This is a genomic window from Spirillospora sp. NPDC048823 (assembly GCF_043198445.1).
Taxonomy (GTDB): domain Bacteria; phylum Actinomycetota; class Actinomycetes; order Streptosporangiales; family Streptosporangiaceae; genus Spirillospora.
Genome location: NZ_JBICUT010000003.1, coordinates 315,658 through 332,522, shown reverse-complemented (window position 1 = coordinate 332,522; position 16,865 = coordinate 315,658). Strand labels below are relative to the sequence as shown.

The following is a 16,865-nucleotide window of genomic DNA, read 5'->3' as shown; positions in this document are numbered from 1 at the left end:
TCCGCTAGATCAGGCCGGGACGGGTCTCGCCCTCGGCGACCAGCACCGCCGGACCCGTCAGGCGGCTGGTCTCCGCGTCGAGGGCCACGGTCACCCGCCCGCCGGGGACGTCCACCGTCCACTCGGACGGGCCGGAGGCGCCCAGGGCCGCCGCCGCGGCGACCGCCACCGTGCCGGTACCGCACGAGCGGGTCTCGCCGGAGCCCCGCTCGTACACCCGCATCTCCAGGTGCCGCTCCCCGACCGCGCGGAAGAACTCGACGTTCACCCCGTCGGGGAAGACGCCGGGATCGAATGCGGGTGCCCGTGACAGGTCCAGCGCCGCGACCGGCCCGTCCACCCGGCACGCCAGGTGCGGGTTGCCCACGGAGACGCGTTCGCCCTGGAACAGGGCGCCCGCCATGGACGCCTCACCTGAGCCGAGGACGTCGGCCGGGCCCATGTCGACGCACACGTCGCCGGACGTGCCGAGCGTCACGCGCCGCAGCCCCGCGCGGGTCGCCACGTCCCACTCCCCGGGGGCGGCGAGGCCGGCGTCGACGAGGTAGCGGGCGAAGACGCGCATCCCGTTGCCGCACATCTCGGCGATGCCGCCGTCGGCGTTGCGGTAGTCCATGAACCACTCGGCGCCCGCGCCGCCCTCCGCGTCCGCCCCGGCTCCCGCGGCCTTCGTCCGGACGGCCCGCAGGACGCCGTCGGCCCCGATCCCGGCCCGCCGGTCGCACAACCGGGCCACGGCCTCCGGGGTGAGGTCCAGGACGCCGTCCGGGTCGGGCAGGATCACGAAATCGTTCTCGGTACCGTGCCCCTTGACAAACCGCATCCCCCGATCATATTGCGTCTCCGGACGCCTCAGCCGACCAGGGCGAGAGCGCGGCCGGCCAGGTCCGGGGCGTCGTAGGGAAGCCATCGGACGCGGGGATCCCGGCGGAACCACGACTCCTGCCGGCGGGCGAACCGCCGGGTCGTCCGGACGGTGTCCTCCATGGCCTGCTCCTGCGTCAACTCCCCCGACAGGAACCGGAGGACCTGCGCGTAGCCGAGGGCGCGCCCGGCGGTCAGGCCGTCCCGCAGACCCCGCCTCTCCAGCTCGCGGACCTCGCCGACCAGCCCCGCGTCCCACATCCGCGCCACCCGCAGGGCGATGCGGTCGTCCAGCTCGCCGCGGGGGACGCTCAGCCCCACCTGCACGACCGAGCCGTAGCGGTAGCGGTGCTCGGGCAGGGTCGCGGTGAAGGGCCGGCCGGTGATCTCGATGACCTCCAGCGCCCGGACGATCCGGCGGCCGTTGCTCGGCAGGATCGCCTCCGCCGCGGCCGGGTCGAGACCGCGCAGCCGATCGTGCAGCGGGCCCGGACCGGCGTGCGCCAGCTCCTCCTCCAGCCGTGCCCGGACGGCCGGGTCCGTCCCGGGGAACTCCAGGTGGTCGAGCGCCGCCCGCACGTACAGGCCGGAGCCGCCGACCAGGACCGGCACCCGGTGCCGTCCCCGGATCCGCGCGATCGCGTCGGCGCTGAGCCGCTGGTACTCGGCGACGCTCGCAGTCTCGGTCACGTCCCAGACGTCCAGCAGGTGGTGGGGGACGCCGCGCATCTCGTCCGCGGTGAGCTTCGCCGTGCCGATGTCCATGCCGCGGTACAGCTGCATCGAGTCGGCGTTGACCGCCTCCCCGTCCAGCCGGAGGGCCAGTTCGACGGCGAGATCGGACTTGCCGGCGGCGGTCGCGCCGACGACCGCGATCACATCGGGTCCATTCGCTGAGGTCACAGGATCGATTGTGGCAAGAGAACGGGTATAGGCGGGATGTACGGGTGTTGTGCGCGAACGCGCGGCACCACCGACGAGACGAGGGATCCGGGGGGATTTTCAGTGTCCATCGTCGACAAGGTCAAGCAGATGCTCGGGCAGAACCCCGACAAGGCCCGCCAGGGCGTCGATCGGGCGGGGGACATGTTCGACCAGCGCACCGGCGGCAAGCACGCCGACAAGGTCGACAAGGCCCAGCAGAAGGCCGGCGACTACATCGACCGCGAAGGCGGCCAGAGCGGCCAGAGCGGCGAACAGGGCGGCGGCCAGGGCGGCGGTCAGCAGCCATAACCCGTCCGCGACCAGGCCGAGACGAAGTAGCCGACTCCGTACGGTGCCTCGTCTGCGAGGAGAGCGGCCGTCAGGCCGCCCTCCCCGCCGGCCGTGGCGGCGCCGGCGAGCACCTGCCACGCCGCACGCCCGGCCGCCTGGAGTTCCACGGCCCGCCCCGGATCCAGCGCTGCCAGGGCGGCGGCGTCGGCGCCGGCGAGCGCACGCGCCACGGCCTCGTCGAAGGGGCGCGCGCGCCCGTCGAGGTACCCGGGAGCCTTCTCCGAACGGCATGCCGACCCGTCGCCCATCACCAGGAGCGCGACCCGGTCGGCGGACTCGGCCAGGCGCCGCCCGAGTGAGAGGCATTCCTCCGGTGAGGCGTCGAAGGCGACCGCCTCGTAGCCGGCGTCGAGATCGGCGTCATGCCGCCGGAGGAGCCACCGCCCGATGGTGAGGGAGAGCGGCAGCGCCTCCGCGCCGTCCTCGGGCTCGTCGGGGATCGTCCAGTCGAGGCCGTACGGCCGGAGTGTCGCGTAGGCGCCCGGCCCGTAGGAGCGGGTCGCCCCGGCACCGCCCACGACGACCAGCGCATCCCCCGGCCGACCCGGCGCCCCCGTGGGACGACCTCCAGGACCCGCCGGGAGGCCGGTCAGGAGGCGGACCGCCTCATCGCACGCGGTGCGCAGCGCGTCGAGTTCCGGCGCCGCCTCCCCCGCCATCGCGGGCACGAGGATGGGCGGATGCGGGCACACCGCCGCCGATACGAGCACACTGCCTCCCTGCCGCCGGGCCCCTCACATGGACGAACCCGATCATGACGGAGTTCAGGAGGCGGTGGAGCAGCCGGGCGCGGGCGCGTCGGCCTGGGCCGGGCGCCCGATCGACGGCATTCCGAGCGAGACGCCCCTCCGGCCCGCCTCCCGGCCCTGGCGGGCTTCCCACGCGTCGCCCGCGCGCGTCCGCCGGACACCCTGTACCGGCTTGTCGGCGACCAGGTGGTGCGGCGCGGCGTAGCTGACCTCGACCGTGACCATGTCGCCCGGACGGACCGGCTCCTCCGGCACTCCGAAGTGGACCAGGCGGTTGTCGCGCGCGCGGCCCGACAGCCGGCGGGTCGCCTCGTCCTTGCGGCCCTCCCCCTCGGCCACGAGGACCTCCAGGGTGCGGCCGAGCTGCTTCTTGTTCTCCTCCCAGGAGATCTCCTCCTGAAGGGCGACCAGCCGCTCGTACCGCTCCTGGACGACGTCCTTCGGCACCTGCCCGTCCATGGTCGCCGCCGGGGTGCCCGGACGCTTGGAGTACTGGAACGTGAACGCCGACGAGAACCGGGCCTCCCGCACCACGTGCAGGGTCTCCTCGAAGTCGGCCTCGGTCTCGCCGGGGAAGCCCACGATGATGTCGGTGGTGATCGCCGCGTCCGGGATCGCGGCCCGGACCTTCTCGATGATGCCGAGGTAGCGCTCCTGCCGGTAGGAGCGGCGCATCGCGCGGAGCACCGCGTCCGACCCGGCCTGCAGCGGCATGTGCAGCGACGGCGTCACGTTCGGCGTCTCGGCCATGGCGGCGATGACGTCGTCGGTGAAGTCCTTGGGGTGCGGCGAGGTGAACCGGACCCGCTCCAACCCCTCGACGTCCCCGCACGCCCGCAGCAGCCCCGCGAACGCGGACTGCCCGCCCGCCGTCATCGCGCGGACCTCGTCGGGCGCGGCGGCGAGGGCGCCGAACCCGGAGCCGTAGGCGTTGACGTTCTGGCCGAGGAGAGTGACCTCCAGGGCGCCCTCCGCGACGAGCGCCTCGATCTCCGCGAGGATCTCCCCCGGGCGGCGGTCCCTCTCCTTGCCGCGCAGCGACGGGACGATGCAGAACGTGCACGTGTTGTTGCAGCCGACGGAGATCGAGACCCACGCGGCGTACGGCGACTCGCGGCGCGTCGGCAGCGTCGAGGGGAAGGTCACGAGCGACTCTTCGATCTCGACCTGCGCCTCGCTCTGGACGCGCGCACGCTCCAGCAGCGCGGGCAGCGACCCGATGTTGTGGGTGCCGAACACCACGTCCACCCAGGGGGCGCGCTTGACGATGGTGTCGCGGTCCTTCTGCGCGAGGCAGCCGCCGACGGCGATCTGCATGCCGGGATGGCCGTCCTTGACCGGCCGCAGATGGCCGAGGTTGCCGTAGAGCCGGTTGTCGGCGTTCTCCCGGACCGCGCAGGTGTTGAAGACCACCACGTCGGGTTCGGCATCCCCGGCGCGGACATAGCCGGCCGCCTCCAGGAGCCCGGACAGCCGCTCGGAGTCGTGAACGTTCATCTGGCACCCGTAAGTGCGGATCTCGTACGTACGGGCAGCCGTATTCATAGGCGCATTCATGACGGTTACCAAGGGTACGGGCCCGGCGCGACATCGCCGAACGGACGGCCCGCCACGCACACGAGCCGCGATGATCACTCTCCGCCACGGCGGACCCCGCCCGACATGGGGATTCGTGATCGTATCGGTACCGCGCGGCAACTTCAGCGGAGTCACCGATGACGTAAAGTCCGAGCGCATGACGGACAGCGAAGGCGGGCCCGACCTCACCAAGGACGGGCCGGAAGATCCCGGCCCGGAGCGGGCCCCCGAGGGCGGGCGGCCCCTCGTCGTGGTCGAGCACGTCAACAAGCACTTCGGCGAGCTGCACGTTCTCAGGGACATCAACCTCACCGTCGACTCCGGCGAGGTGGTCGTCGTCATCGGCCCGTCCGGCGGCGGGAAGTCGACCCTGTGCCGGTCGATCAACCGGCTGGAGCCCATCGACGACGGAACGATCCTCGTGGACGGCAAGGAACTGCCCAAGGAGGGCAAGGACCTGGCGAAGCTCCGCGCCGACGTCGGCATGGTGTTCCAGTCGTTCAACCTGTTCGCCCACATGACGATCCTGGAGAACGTCACGCTCGGACCGGTCAAGGTTCGCAAGCAGGGCAAACAGGAAGCCGAGAAGCACGCGATGGAGCTGCTGGACCGGGTCGGCATCGGCGATCAGGCGTCCAAGTACCCCGCCCAGCTGTCCGGCGGCCAGCAGCAGCGGGCCGCGATCGCGCGCTCCCTCGCGATGAAGCCCAAGGTGATGCTCTTCGACGAGCCGACCTCGGCGCTGGACCCGGAGATGGTCAACGAGGTCCTCGACGTCATGACGGGACTGGCCCGCGAGGGTATGACGATGATCGTCGTCACCCACGAGATGGGCTTCGCGCGCAGGGCGGCGCAGAAGGTCGTGTTCATGGCGGACGGCCAGATCGTGGAGGAGAACACGCCCGACGAGTTCTTCACCAACGCGCGCACCGCCCGCGCGAAGGACTTCCTTTCCAAGATCCTCACGCACTGAATCACTCGCCTCCGGTTTTGTCAGCAAGAACTTGAACCGTTCGGTCCGCAGAGGATGAGAATGGTCCACCAAGCCGCGGGGCTCCGGCAGAGAGCAGAGGTAGGACGAGAAATGCGAGTACGTCGTTTCGGCGCCCTCATCGGGGCGGGGATGGCGTTGTCACTGGCGCTTTCCGCCTGTGGCAGCGACACGGAGAAGACCGAGGCCAAGACGGTCGTCGAGAAGGCCAAGGCCGACAAGAAGCTGACCATCGGCATCAAGTTCGACCAGCCCGCACTGGGCCTGAAGAAGCCCGACGGCACCTTCGACGGCTTCGACGTCGACGTCGCCAAGTACATCGCCAAGCAGCTCGGCGTCCCGGAGAGCGGCATCACGTTCAAGGAGACGACCTCCGCCAACCGCGAGTCGTTCATCGGCGGCGGGCAGGTCGACCTCGTGGTCGCCACCTACTCCATCACCGAGGCGCGCAAGCAGCAGGTGACGTACGGCGGCCCGTACTACGTTGCCCACCAGGACACGATGGTCAACGCCGACAACAACGACATCAAGGTGACCAAGGACCTCAAGGGCAAGCGGCTGTGCAAGGCGGCCGGGTCCAACTCCTTCCGCCGCATCACCGAGCCGCCGCCGGACGGCAAGCTCGACATCTCCGGCGTCAAGCTGGTGGACGCCCAGAGCTACTCCGAGTGCGTGAGCAAGCTGAAGTCGGGCGCGCTGGACGCGGTCAGCACCGACGACCTGATCCTCGCCGGGTTCGCCAACCAGCAGAAGGGCTCCTTCAAGGTCATCAACGACCCCTTCACCGACGAGAAGTACGGCGTCGGCATCAAGAAGGGCGACACCGAGACCTGTGAGGCCGTCAACAAGGCCATCAACCAGATGTACTCCGACGGCACCGCGGGCCAGCTGCTGGACAAGCACTTCGCCGGCACCGGGCTGAAGCTCGTCAAGACCGTCCCGCAGATGGAGGGCTGCGCCTGATCACAGGCCGGCCCGACCCGTCATGCCTGTGCGTCCCCGCGAGGACGTGTCCTTCCGGGGGCGCACCGGCATGGCCCGACACCGCTGGAACGCCATGGAACTGTTGAGCAATGTTTGACTTCAGCCCGTTCTTCGACAACTTCGGGGAACTCCTCGAAGGATTCTGGGCGACCCTGCGCCTCGCGGGCGCCGCCGCGGTGCTCTCCCTGATCATCGGCACGCTCATGGCGAGCTTCCGCGTCGCCCCCGTCCCCGTCATGCGCGCCTTCGGCACGGGCTACGTCAACATCGTGCGCAACACGCCGCTCACGCTGGTCCTGCTGATGTGCAGCCTGGGACTCAATGACATCCTCGCCCTGAAGTTCTCCAGCAACTACTCGACGAGCTACTACTGGTGGGCGGTCGTCGGACTGTCCGCCTACACGGGCGCGTTCGTCTGCGAGACCCTGCGTTCGGGGATCAACACCATCCCGCTGGGGCAGGCCGAGGCGGCCCGTTCGATCGGGCTGACGTTCAACCAGTCGCTCCGGATCATCATCCTGCCGCAGGCGTTCCGCTCGATCATCGCGCCGATGGGCAGCGTCCTCATCGCGATGATCAAGAACACGACGGTGGCCGCGGCGGCGAGCTACGGCGAGGTCGCGCTGGTGACCAAGACGATCGTCGACAAGCCGACGTTCTCGGACGGGGTGATCCCGCTGTTCCTCGGCGTGGCCATCGGCTTCCTGATCCTCACGCTGCCGACCGGATACTTCTTCGGCTGGCTGGCCAAGCGAATGGCGGTGGCGCGGTGAGCAAGGAAGCGAGCGTACTCTTCGACATCCCCGGGCCGCGGGCGCAGACGCGCAACAGGCTGCTGACCGTCATCGTCTCGGTCGTGCTCCTGGCGATCCTGGCCGGGCTGATCTGGAGGCTCTACGACAAGGACCAGTTCCAGGCGAAGCTGTGGACCCCGTTCACGGAGTGGACGGTCTGGCGGCACCTGCTCCTGCCCGGCCTGCTGAACACGCTGAAGGCCGCCGCGATGGCGACCGTCCTGGCCCTGCTGTTCGGCGCCGTGTTCGGCCTCGCCAGGCTGTCGAACCACTGGTGGATCCGGGTCCCCGCCGGGGCCGTCGTCGAGTTCTTCCGCGGCATCCCCCTGCTGATCTTGATCTTCCTGGCGTTCTTCGTTCCCAACAAGATCAGCCCGGAGATCGCCGAGTCCCCGTTCGGCCAGCTCCAGCGGATGTCGGTGGACTACTTCTTCTTCATCTTCGGGGTGGAGAGCAACGCCGGCGTGGTCACCGTGCCCGCCTACGCCGCGGTCGTGTTCGGCCTGGTGATGTACAACGGCTCGGTGCTCGCCGAGATCGTGCGGGCGGGCGTCCTGTCGATCCCGAAGGGGCAGTCGGAGGCCGCCTACTCCATCGGGCTGCGCAAGAACGGCGTCATGCGGCTCGTCCTGCTGCCGCAGGCCGTCACCGTGATGATGCCGGCGATCGTCAGCCAGATCGTCGTCCTGCTCAAGGACACCGCGCTCGGGTTCATCATCGCCTACGGAGAGTTCCTGCAGGCGGGCTTCAAGCAGGTCCCCGCCAACTACCACAACAACGTCCTCCAGGCGGGGATCGTGGTCGCGATCATCTACATCGCGATCAACATGTCGCTGAGCCGGGTCGCGACCTGGCTGGAGAAGCGCAGCCGCCGCAGCCGCAGGACCACGGGCAAGACCATGGGCACCGGCGGGCCTCCCCCGGCCCCGGGAATGTCAAGCCGGGCCACCGGCGAGGCCGGAGCGGCCTGAGTCCGCCCCGCCCGCACGCGGAGGGCGCCGCCGGTTCCGGCGGCGCCCTCCGCGACGTACGGGCCCCGGGTCCGGTTCGGGGGGCGCGGGCCGCTGATCACCGGTGTTACCCGCGAGTTGCCTGGTGGCCGCTTGTATCTTTCCGAGTTCAAACGGCCAGTCATGACCCCAACACGTCCCCGTATGCGGGACGATTCCTGGTATGACCGCTCGTGCGACCCTTCCCTTTGGCTCATGGCCCTCCCCCATCTCCGCGGCCGACGTCGCCCGCGCCCGGCTGCGCCTCAGCTTCCCCACCGTCGCGGGCAACGACGTGTGGTGGCAGGAGACGCGGCCCGAGGAGGGCGGGCGGACCACGGTCATCCATCTCCAGGGCGGTCACCGCACGGAACTGCTGCAGGCGCCGTGGGACGCCCGCACCCGCGTCCACGAGTACGGCGGGCGGTCCTACCTGCCGGTCCGCACCACCGCCGGCCGGTCGATCGTCTTCTCCAACTACGACGACCAGCGGCTCCACCGGCTCGACGAGGGCGACCCGAAGCCGTACCCGCTGACCCCCGAGCCGGCCGTCCCCGCCGGGCTGCGCTACGCCGACTACGTCCTGTCCCCCGACGGGACCGAGATCTGGTGTGTGTGCGAGGGCCACATCGCCGCGCCCCAGCCCGAACCCGAGGCCACCGGCGACGCGCAGGCCCCCGCGCCCGCGGCGGACGACCCGGCCGCCGCCGGCATCAGGCGCGCCATCGTCGCCGTCCCCCTCGACGGCAGCGCCGCCGACGACGCCGGCGCGATCCGCGAACTCGTCACCGGCGCCGACTTCTACGCCTCCCCTGCCCCGTCCCCCGGCGGCGGGCACCTGGCGTGGGTCCAGTGGAACCACCCCCGCATGCCCTGGGACGGCACCGAGATCCGCGTGGCGGTGATCGAGGAGGGCGTCACCGTCGCGCCCCGCACCGTCAAGGGCGGGCTCACCGAGTCGGCGCTGGCACCGGTGTGGCGCGACGACGAATCCCTGTACGTCGTCTCCGACTGGCCGGGCTGGTGGAACATCTACCAGGTCGGGCTGCACGGCGAGTCGCCGCAGGCGCTGTACCCGGCCGAGGAGGAGTTCGCCGGTCCGCTGTGGCAGCTCGGCGGCATGCCGTACGCGCTGCTCGGCGACGGGCGCCTCGCCGTCCTGCACGGCGAGGGCGACATGCGCCTCGGCGTCTACGACCCCGAGACGCTCGACCTCGTCGACCTGGAGGTCCCCTACGGGCACTGGCAGCCGCAGCTGTCCACGGACGGCACGACGATCGTCGGCATCGCCGGCGGCCCCGACCTGCCGACATCGGTCGTGCGGGTCGACACCGTCACCGGCCGCGTCGAGGGGCTGCGCCGCGAACTGGCCGAACTTCCCGACGTCGCCTTCCTGTCGAAGCCGCGCGCCGAACGCCTGGAAGGGCCGTTCGGACGTCCCGTCCACACCTACGTCTTCCCGCCCGCCAACCCCGAGGCCGCCGGGCCGGAGGGCGAACTCCCGCCGTACGTCGTGTTCGTGCACGGCGGACCGACCGGGCGCGCCTCCACGGTCCTCGACCTGGAACGGGCGTTCTTCACCAGCCGCGGCATCGGCGTCATCGACGTCAACTACGGCGGATCGACCGGCCACGGCCGTGCCTACCGTGAACGGCTGCGCCGCCAGTGGGGCGTCGTGGACGTCGAGGACGCCGTCGCCGCCGCGCAGGCCCTCGTCGACGGCGGGATCGCCGACCCGGCCCGGCTCGCGATCCGCGGCGGCTCCGCGGGCGGCTGGACGACGCTCGCCGCGATCACCCGGACCGACGTGTTCAAGGCCGCGACGTCCTACTACGGGATCAGCGACCTGCAGAGTTTCGCCGAAGCCACCCACGACTTCGAATCCCACTACCTGTTCGGGCTGATCGGCCCCCTGCCCGGATTCGAACGCGCCTACGAGGAGCGCTCCCCGCTCGGCAGCGCCGACAAGACCGCGTGCCCCGTCCTGCTGCTGCAGGGCCTGAACGACCCGGTCGTGCCGCCCGACCAGTCCGAGCGCTTCGCGCTGGCGCTCGCCGGAAAGAAGATTCCGCACGCCTACCTCACGTTCGAGGGCGAGTCGCACGGCTTCCGGCGGGCCGACACCGTCATCCGCTGCCTGGAGGCCGAGCTGGCGTTCTACGGCCAGACGCTCGGCTTCGAGCCCCGCGGCGTCGAACCCATCAACCTCACGGTCGGCTGAGGACCCGCCCGTCCGTCCGCGCCGGCGGACGGGCCGCTCAGCGGGCGAACTCGATCGCCCGCGACTCCCTGACGACGGTGACGCGGATCTGCCCCGGATACGTCAGCTCGTCCTCGACCTGCTTGGCGATGTCCCGTGCGATGACCTGCGCCTGGATGTCGTCGACGGAGTCGGGCTTGACCATCACCCGGATCTCCCGCCCGGCCTGCATCGCGAAGACCTTCTCCACACCCTCGTGCTTGTCGCGGGCGATCTCCTCAAGCCGCTCCAGCCGCTTGACGTACGCCTCCAGCGACTCCCGGCGCGCCCCCGGCCGGCTGCCGCTGACGGCGTCGGCCGCCTGCGTCAGCACCGCCTCGACCGTCCGGACCTCGACCTCGTTGTGATGCGCCTCGATCGCGTGCACGACATCGTCGTGCTCGCCGTACCGGCGTGCGATCTCCGCGCCGATCAGGGCATGGCTGCCTTCCACCTCGTGGGTCAGCGCCTTGCCGATGTCGTGCAGCAGCGTGCACCGCTTCGCGACCTCCACCGGCAGCCGCAGTTCACTCGCCATGATCCCGGCGATGTGCGCCGACTCGATCAGATGCTTCAGCACGTTCTGCCCGTACGACGTGCGGTACCGCAACTGCCCGAGCAGCGCGATGAGCTCCGGATGCATGTCGGCGATACCGACGTCCACCAGGGCGTCCTCACCGGCCCGGACGCACAGCTGCTCCACGTCGCTCTTGCTGCGCTCGTAGATCTCCTCGATCCGCTGCGGGTGGATCCGCCCGTCCAGGACCAGCTTCTCCAGCGTCAGCCGCCCCACCTCCCGGCGCACCGGGTCGAAGCAGCTCAGCAGCACCGCCTCCGGCGTGTCGTCGATGATCAGGTTGACGCCCGTCGTCGTCTCGAACGCCCGGATGTTGCGGCCCTCACGCCCGATGATGCGGCCCTTCATCTCGTCGCTCGGCAGATGCAGCACCGACACGACCGACTCCGCCGTCTGCTCGCTCGCGACCCGCTGGATCGCCAGCGTCACGATCTTGCGGGCCCGCTTGTCGCCCTCCGCCCGCGCCGCGTTCTCGATCTCCCGCGTGATCGGAATGGCCTCCCGCTTGGCCTGGTTCTCGATCGCCGCGACCAGCTCGCCCTTGGCCTGCTCCGCCGTGAGCGCGGCCGCCTGCTCCAGCACCTTCCGGCGCTCCTCGGCGACGCCGTCGAGCTCCTCCTTGCGGGCGTCGAGAGCCTTCTCTGTCTCGGCGAGCCGCCCCTGCCACTCCGCCAGTCGCCGCAGCTCACCGTCCAGCCGCTGCTCCCGTTCCGCGAGGCGCGCCTCCCGGCGCTCCAGATCCTCCCGCACGGTCCGCAGCTCGTCGCGGAGCGCCCGGCCCTCGTCCTCGACCTCCACACGCGCCGCAGCCGCGATCCGCTGCGCCTCCCGCTCGGCCGTCTCCAGGACCTCCCCGGCGTCCCGTTTCGCCTTCGACCGGATCTCGTCGGCCTCACCTCGCGCCCGGGAGATCTCCGCCGCCGCCTTGCCGGGCGTGCCTGGACGCCACACGACGACGATGACGAGAGCGACCAGGGTCACCAGCAGCGCTGCACCCAGCAGGACGCTCTCCATGAGGTAGATCCTTCCTCGCCGCGGGCCCGCCTGGAATCGGGACCCTGCCTAGCGAGGATTTACTCGCGCCCATCGGACGGCCGGATGCACAACATCGCCGGGCAGCGCACCGCGCGCACCCGACCACTCGCCCGAATCCGGTCGACGAACGTGTCCTGTATGCCTCTCAGCTGCTGGAACGTGCTCGGTCGTATGGCAATCCGCGAGACGCGGAGTAACTCCTCACTGCCGTAACGGTAAGCGGCGCGGAGGTAATGAGCAAGGAGTGTTCACTTGAAGGGTTCATTGCAGTGCCTTGGCGCCGGGCGGGCGTCAGTCGATGGGGGCGGGGGTTTCGGGAAGGTCTCCCGGGTCGGTGCCTTCTTCGGCCAGGGCCTCCTTGACCACTCGGTAGGCGAGGCCGGGCGGGTAGCCCTTGCGGGCGAGCATGCCCACGAGGCGGCGCATGCGTTTTGCGGGGTCGGCGCCTCTGGTGGACGGGAGTCTGCGGGCGACGAGGGCGCGCGCGGTTTCCTCTTCCTGGGCGGGGTCCAGCGACTCGACGGCGTCGTTGACGGTCTCGTTCGCGACGCCGCGGCGGCGGAGTTCCTGGGCGAGGGCGCGTTTGGCGAGGCCGCGGCCGGCGTGGCGGGACTGGACCCATGCCTGCGCGAACGCCTCGTCGTCGATGAGGCCCACGTCGGTGAAACGGCCGAGGACCCGTTCGGCCACGTCATCGGGGATGTTCTTGCGCCGCAGGGCGTCCGCGAGCTGTGCCCGGGTCCGTGGTGACGCGGCCAGCATGCGCAGGCAGACCTCGCGTGCGGCCCCCTCGGGATTCGATCCTCGCCCGCCCCGCGTGTCCGCATCTCCGGGTTCTCGGAGAGGGCCGTCGCCGCGCTCAGCCGGCGGCATCGGCCGTGGGAGCGGCGGCGCCATCGGGGAAGGTCCGCGCACCGATCATGCGGTGCGGGGTAGGGCGCCGCCGCCCTGCATACGAGATCATCGCTCAGTCTCCGTCAAGAGTCACCCTTATCTGGGGATTCTCCGTCAGGATTCACCCGCCTTGGCCTTGGCCGCCTTCCTCCCGGGGGGCTTGGGGGCCGCCTCCAGGGGGGCGGGCGCGGCGTCCGGGGCGGCGGCGGGCTCGGCCTCCTGGTCGACCTTCGGGCCGATGCCGAGCTTCTCCTTGATCTTCTTCTCGATGCCGTCGGCCATGTCGGGGTTGGCCTTGAGGAAGTTGCGGGCGTTCTCCTTGCCCTGGCCGAGCTGGTCGCCCTCGCAGGTGTACCAGGCACCGGACTTGCGGACGAAGCCGTGCTCCACGCCGAGGTCGATCAGGCCGCCCTCGCGGCTGATGCCCAGGCCGTAGAGGAGGTCGAAGTCGGCGACGCGGAACGGCGGGGCCATCTTGTTCTTGACGACCTTGACGCGGACGCGGTTGCCGACGGCCTCGGTGCCGTCCTTGAGGGTCTCGATGCGGCGGACGTCCAGGCGGACGGAGGCGTAGAACTTCAGCGCCTTCCCGCCGGTGGTGGTCTCCGGCGAGCCGAACATGACGCCGACCTTCTCGCGGAGCTGGTTGATGAAGATGACCGTGGTCTTGGTCTGGTTGATCGCGCCGGTGAGCTTGCGCAGCGCCTGGGACATGAGGCGGGCCTGGAGGCCGACGTGGCTGTCGCCCATCTCGCCCTCGATCTCGGCGCGCGGGACGAGCGCGGCGACGGAGTCGATGACGACGATGTCGATCGCGCCGGAGCGGATCAGCATGTCGGTGATCTCCAGCGCCTGCTCGCCGGTGTCGGGCTGGGAGACCAGCAGGGCGTCGATGTCGACGCCGAGCTTGCCGGCGTACTCGGGGTCGAGGGCGTGCTCGGCGTCGACGAACGCGGCGATGCCGCCCTTCTTCTGGACGCTGGCCACCGCGTGCAGCGCGATGGAGGTCTTGCCGGAGCCCTCGGGGCCGTACACCTCGACGACGCGGCCGCGGGGCAGGCCGCCGATGCCGAGCGCGATGTCGAGGGAGATCGCGCCGGTGGGGATCACCTCGACGGGCGCGCGGGCCTCCTCGCCCATCCGCATGACCGACCCCTTGCCGAACTGCCGCTCGATCTGGGCGAGTGCGGTGTCGAGAGCCTTCTCCCGGTCGTTCGCTGCCATGTGAGATGTCCTTCTCGTCGTGACTGTCGGCTCTCGGCCGCTGCCTGCGATGTCGAGGGCGACGTTACGGCGGGCCTCCGACACTTTGCGAGACCCGGGCGCGATTGTGGACGACGCCGTGTCCCGCACAAGCGTACCGAACATTAGTTCGATCATCGTCCGGTTCGGTGATTCGGGTGGGAATCTCCGTGCGCGCCATGGTCTCGACCCCGTACGCTGGCGCCGTCCACGGAGGGTTCCAATCATGACGCTGACCGTTCTCTTCTGCGTCGATCCGCTCCACCCTCGGCGCGTTGACCCGCACTTCTTCCGTGAGGCCGCGGCGGTGCGGGACCACTACGGCGAGATCGCCTTGATCGACCATGACGCGTTGCAGCGCGGCGACGTGGACGACGCGGTCCGGGCGGTGCCCTCCGATCTGGGTCCGGTCTGGTATCGCGGCTGGATGCTCACCGGGGACGAGTACGCCGCGGTCTCCGCCGTCCTGAAGGGGCGGGGCACGGTGCTGCTCACGCATCCGGACGACTACAGGCGCGCGCATGAACTGCCGGGCTGGCACGACACGTTCGCCGGGTTGACTCCGCACAGTGTGTGGCGGCCCCTGGGCGCGGGACAGGATCCCGGTGACCTCAGCGAGCTGGGGGAGCTGGTCCGGCCGCTGCGCGGCGGGCCGGGCGTGGTGAAGGACTATGTGAAGTCGTGCAAGCACGAGTGGGAGGAGGCGTGCTTCGTCCCCGACGTGAAGAACCTCTCGCGGCTTCATGACGTCGCCTCGAAGATGGTCGCGCTGCGCGACGACCATCTGGCGGGCGGTCTCGTCGTGCGCGAGTTCGAGCAGTACGACGGCGACGGCGAGGCGCGCGTGTGGTGGGTGGACGGCGAGCCGGCGCTGGTGGGGCCGCACCCTGACAGCCCGGGTGTGGATCCCGATCCCGATCTGGACGCGGTGGCTCCGGCGGTGCGCGCGTTGGGCTGCAGGTTCATCACGACCGATCTGGCGCGCCGCACGGACGGCGCGTGGCGCGTGGTGGAGGTCGGCGACGGCCAGGTCAGCGATCTTCCGTCGTCCGTGGACGCGATGGACCTCTACGCGCATCTGCCCGTTCCGGACTGACGGGCCGGCCGGATCGAGTTCGGTGGCGGACGCACGCCGAGATCCGGCGGATGACCTACTGAAGCCTCGACGGGACGTCGAAGGTGGCGACGACGGCCTTCCAGACCTTCTTGGCGGGTTCGCCGTCGGCGAAGGCCTGCTCGATGGTGCGGCCGCTGAGTTCGGCCAAGACGTAGTCCTTGGCCACGCTCTGGGCGTAGCTTTCGCCGAACTGCTGGTTCATCCGATCCCAGAAGACTGTGAGCCGCACCCGTCCACGCTATCCGACGGTGCCGTCCCCCATGACCTCGGCGGGGACGGCCGGGGCGGAGCCCTGGAGGTACTGCCGGTGCAACCCGGTCAGGTACCGCTCGACGCCTTCGATGACGCGGGCCGTCCGGTAGGAGGGGAAGACGTCGAACGCGTGCTGGGCGCCCTTCATCTCCGCGTAGATGACGGGGGCGTCGGAGACGTCCCGGAGCCGTTCGACGAACCGGCGTGCCTCCGCCGCGGGGATGAGCGAGTCGCGGCTTCCGTGGATGACGAAGAAGGGCGGCGCGTCCTTGTTGATGTAGGTGACGGGGGACGCCTTGGCGTACGCCTCCCGGTTCTCCGCGAAAGGCTTCTTGATGACCATTTTCTCAAGGAGGCGGGTGTCGCCCATCGGACGCGGCCACGGTCCCGCTTCGAAGAAGTTGTAGACGCCGTAGAAGGGCACGGCGCCCTGCACGGTGGTGTCGGCGTCCTCGAAACCCGGCTGGAACTCCGGCACGTTCGCGGTCAACGCGACCATCGCCGTGAGGTGCCCACCGGCCGAGCCACCCGTTACGCAGAGGAAATCGGGGTCGGCGCCGTACTCGGCGGCGTGCTCCTTGTACCAGGCCACGAAGCGCTTCAGGTCGATCAGATGCTCGGGCCAGGTGGCGCGGGGGCTGAGCCGGTAGTTGACGTTGAAGCCCACCCAGCCCTGGAGAGCCATGTGGTTGAGAAGCGGCAGGCCCTGCTCACGCTTGTCCCCGATCACCCATGCGCCGCCGTGGATCTGCATGAGCCCGGGGCTCGGTTCGCCGCCGGAGCGCTCACCGGCGGAGCGGAAGACGTCCAGCTTGAGGCGCAGCCCGTCCTCGCCGGGAAGAGCCCCGCCCTCATGGAAGACGATGTTGCGTTCGACCTGGACGCCCCTGCGCGGGATCAGGCACAGCTGAGGGACGATCAGGTGCGCCAGCGGATAGCGGGGCGCGCCTTCCGGGTCGAGGTCGAGGGGCGCACCGCTGTCGCGCAGGGTGACGACCGTACGGCGTGCCGCGACGAGGGTGGCCGCGACGCCCGCCATGGCGAGGATCGCCAGGACGAGCCCGGCCCAGCCTGCCCAGCCGCCCAGTCCGCCGGACACCGCCACCAGCGCGGTCGCCGCGGCCCAGGTGACGAGCACATGCGGTGCCATCTCGATCGTCAGCCACGCGCAGAAGAAGCCCGGGGCGAGCAGGACGGCGTTGCGCGGGGGAACGTGCGCGTTCGCCGCGGCAAGCGCGAACAGGATCCCGAGGGCGAGAAGAAGGTAGGGCATCGAGACCCCCTT

The 16,865-nt window shown here is 70.5% G+C and carries 16 protein-coding genes; 7 read left to right on the top strand and 9 right to left on the bottom strand.

The window, feature by feature from the left end:
- Nucleotides 1-4: 4 nt before the first annotated feature.
- A complete protein-coding gene (dapF, locus tag ACGFK0_RS09060) occupies nucleotides 5-823 on the bottom strand; it encodes a diaminopimelate epimerase (protein WP_392902077.1) in 819 nt (272 codons plus the stop codon).
- 29 nt (nucleotides 824-852) lie between these two features.
- The gene (gene miaA / locus ACGFK0_RS09055) at nucleotides 853-1,743 is read right to left on the bottom strand and encodes a tRNA (adenosine(37)-N6)-dimethylallyltransferase MiaA (RefSeq protein WP_392902866.1); all 891 of its coding nucleotides are present in this window, start codon (nucleotides 1,741-1,743) and stop codon (nucleotides 853-855) included.
- Nucleotides 1,744-1,869: 126 nt separating this feature from the next.
- Between miaA and ACGFK0_RS09050 the strand changes: the two genes are divergently transcribed.
- Nucleotides 1,870-2,097, top strand: coding sequence for an antitoxin (locus ACGFK0_RS09050; RefSeq protein WP_392902075.1), 228 nt, complete (start codon nucleotides 1,870-1,872; stop codon nucleotides 2,095-2,097).
- Here ACGFK0_RS09050 and ACGFK0_RS09045 read toward each other — a convergent pair.
- Both ACGFK0_RS09045 and miaB read right to left on the bottom strand, forming a co-directional pair.
- Nucleotides 2,085-2,849, bottom strand: a complete 765-nt coding sequence (locus ACGFK0_RS09045; protein WP_392902073.1) for a hypothetical protein — start codon at nucleotides 2,847-2,849, stop codon at nucleotides 2,085-2,087. The two genes, ACGFK0_RS09050 and ACGFK0_RS09045, sit on opposite strands and share 13 nt — an antisense overlap.
- A gap of 54 nt (nucleotides 2,850-2,903) precedes the next feature.
- Nucleotides 2,904-4,445: a tRNA (N6-isopentenyl adenosine(37)-C2)-methylthiotransferase MiaB gene (gene miaB, locus ACGFK0_RS09040; RefSeq protein ID WP_392902071.1), complete on the bottom strand. Its 1,542-nt coding sequence runs from the start codon at nucleotides 4,443-4,445 to the stop codon at nucleotides 2,904-2,906.
- Nucleotides 4,446-4,716: 271 nt separating this feature from the next.
- On the opposite strand from miaB, the gene ACGFK0_RS09035 reads away from it, so the two are divergent.
- The 5 genes from ACGFK0_RS09035 (at nucleotide 4,717) to ACGFK0_RS09015 (ending at nucleotide 10,445) form a co-directional block, all read left to right on the top strand.
- Complete coding sequence (locus tag ACGFK0_RS09035; RefSeq protein WP_392902863.1) at nucleotides 4,717-5,439, top strand: amino acid ABC transporter ATP-binding protein; 723 nt, start codon at nucleotides 4,717-4,719, stop codon at nucleotides 5,437-5,439.
- 111 nt (nucleotides 5,440-5,550) lie between these two features.
- A complete protein-coding gene (locus tag ACGFK0_RS09030) occupies nucleotides 5,551-6,420 on the top strand; it encodes a glutamate ABC transporter substrate-binding protein (protein ID WP_392902069.1) in 870 nt (289 codons plus the stop codon).
- 110 nt (nucleotides 6,421-6,530) lie between these two features.
- The gene (locus ACGFK0_RS09025; RefSeq protein WP_392902067.1) at nucleotides 6,531-7,214 is read left to right on the top strand and encodes an amino acid ABC transporter permease; all 684 of its coding nucleotides are present in this window, start codon (nucleotides 6,531-6,533) and stop codon (nucleotides 7,212-7,214) included.
- Nucleotides 7,211-8,206, top strand: a complete 996-nt coding sequence (locus ACGFK0_RS09020) for an amino acid ABC transporter permease (protein ID WP_392902064.1) — start codon at nucleotides 7,211-7,213, stop codon at nucleotides 8,204-8,206. The genes ACGFK0_RS09025 and ACGFK0_RS09020 overlap by 4 nt, the downstream gene beginning before the upstream one ends.
- A 202-nt stretch (nucleotides 8,207-8,408) precedes the next feature.
- Nucleotides 8,409-10,445: a prolyl oligopeptidase family serine peptidase gene (locus ACGFK0_RS09015; RefSeq protein ID WP_392902062.1), complete on the top strand. Its 2,037-nt coding sequence runs from the start codon at nucleotides 8,409-8,411 to the stop codon at nucleotides 10,443-10,445.
- A gap of 37 nt (nucleotides 10,446-10,482) precedes the next feature.
- Here the strand turns inward: ACGFK0_RS09015 and rny are convergent, their stop codons facing one another.
- From rny to recA, 3 genes are all read right to left on the bottom strand, one after another.
- Nucleotides 10,483-12,054, bottom strand: a complete 1,572-nt coding sequence (gene rny / locus ACGFK0_RS09010; protein WP_392902060.1) for a ribonuclease Y — start codon at nucleotides 12,052-12,054, stop codon at nucleotides 10,483-10,485.
- Nucleotides 12,055-12,366: 312 nt separating this feature from the next.
- A complete protein-coding gene (locus ACGFK0_RS09005; protein WP_392902057.1) occupies nucleotides 12,367-12,948 on the bottom strand; it encodes a regulatory protein RecX in 582 nt (193 codons plus the stop codon).
- Between the two features lie 135 nt (nucleotides 12,949-13,083).
- Complete coding sequence (recA, locus tag ACGFK0_RS09000) at nucleotides 13,084-14,193, bottom strand: recombinase RecA (RefSeq protein ID WP_392902055.1); 1,110 nt, start codon at nucleotides 14,191-14,193, stop codon at nucleotides 13,084-13,086.
- 244 nt (nucleotides 14,194-14,437) lie between these two features.
- Between recA and ACGFK0_RS08995 the strand changes: the two genes are divergently transcribed.
- On the top strand, nucleotides 14,438-15,307 hold the full coding sequence (locus tag ACGFK0_RS08995) for an ATP-grasp domain-containing protein (RefSeq protein ID WP_392902052.1): 870 nt from the start codon (nucleotides 14,438-14,440) through the stop codon (nucleotides 15,305-15,307).
- Nucleotides 15,308-15,362: 55 nt separating this feature from the next.
- Here the strand turns inward: ACGFK0_RS08995 and ACGFK0_RS08990 are convergent, their stop codons facing one another.
- Complete coding sequence (locus tag ACGFK0_RS08990) at nucleotides 15,363-15,557, bottom strand: DUF3046 domain-containing protein (RefSeq protein WP_392902050.1); 195 nt, start codon at nucleotides 15,555-15,557, stop codon at nucleotides 15,363-15,365.
- A 9-nt stretch (nucleotides 15,558-15,566) separates the two neighbouring features.
- Nucleotides 15,567-16,853: an alpha/beta hydrolase fold domain-containing protein gene (locus tag ACGFK0_RS08985; protein ID WP_392902048.1), complete on the bottom strand. Its 1,287-nt coding sequence runs from the start codon at nucleotides 16,851-16,853 to the stop codon at nucleotides 15,567-15,569.
- Nucleotides 16,854-16,865 lie beyond the last annotated feature (12 nt).

Bases quoted from the DNA above. Each gene is read 5' to 3' on its own strand.
- ACGFK0_RS09015 (WP_392902062.1), top strand. From the start codon at position 8,409: ATGACCGCTCGTGCGACCCTTCCCTTTGGCTCATGGCCCTCCCCCATC.
- ACGFK0_RS09005 (WP_392902057.1), bottom strand. From the start codon at position 12,948: ATGCCGCCGGCTGAGCGCGGCGACGGCCCTCTCCGAGAACCCGGAGAT.
- recA (WP_392902055.1), bottom strand. From the start codon at position 14,193: ATGGCAGCGAACGACCGGGAGAAGGCTCTCGACACCGCACTCGCCCAG.
- miaB (WP_392902071.1), bottom strand. From the start codon at position 4,445: ATGAATGCGCCTATGAATACGGCTGCCCGTACGTACGAGATCCGCACT.
- dapF (WP_392902077.1), bottom strand. From the start codon at position 823: ATGCGGTTTGTCAAGGGGCACGGTACCGAGAACGATTTCGTGATCCTG.
- ACGFK0_RS09030 (WP_392902069.1), top strand. From the start codon at position 5,551: ATGCGAGTACGTCGTTTCGGCGCCCTCATCGGGGCGGGGATGGCGTTG.
- ACGFK0_RS08985 (WP_392902048.1), bottom strand. From the start codon at position 16,853: ATGCCCTACCTTCTTCTCGCCCTCGGGATCCTGTTCGCGCTTGCCGCG.
- ACGFK0_RS08995 (WP_392902052.1), top strand. From the start codon at position 14,438: ATGACGCTGACCGTTCTCTTCTGCGTCGATCCGCTCCACCCTCGGCGC.
- ACGFK0_RS09025 (WP_392902067.1), top strand. From the start codon at position 6,531: ATGTTTGACTTCAGCCCGTTCTTCGACAACTTCGGGGAACTCCTCGAA.
- rny (WP_392902060.1), bottom strand. From the start codon at position 12,054: ATGGAGAGCGTCCTGCTGGGTGCAGCGCTGCTGGTGACCCTGGTCGCT.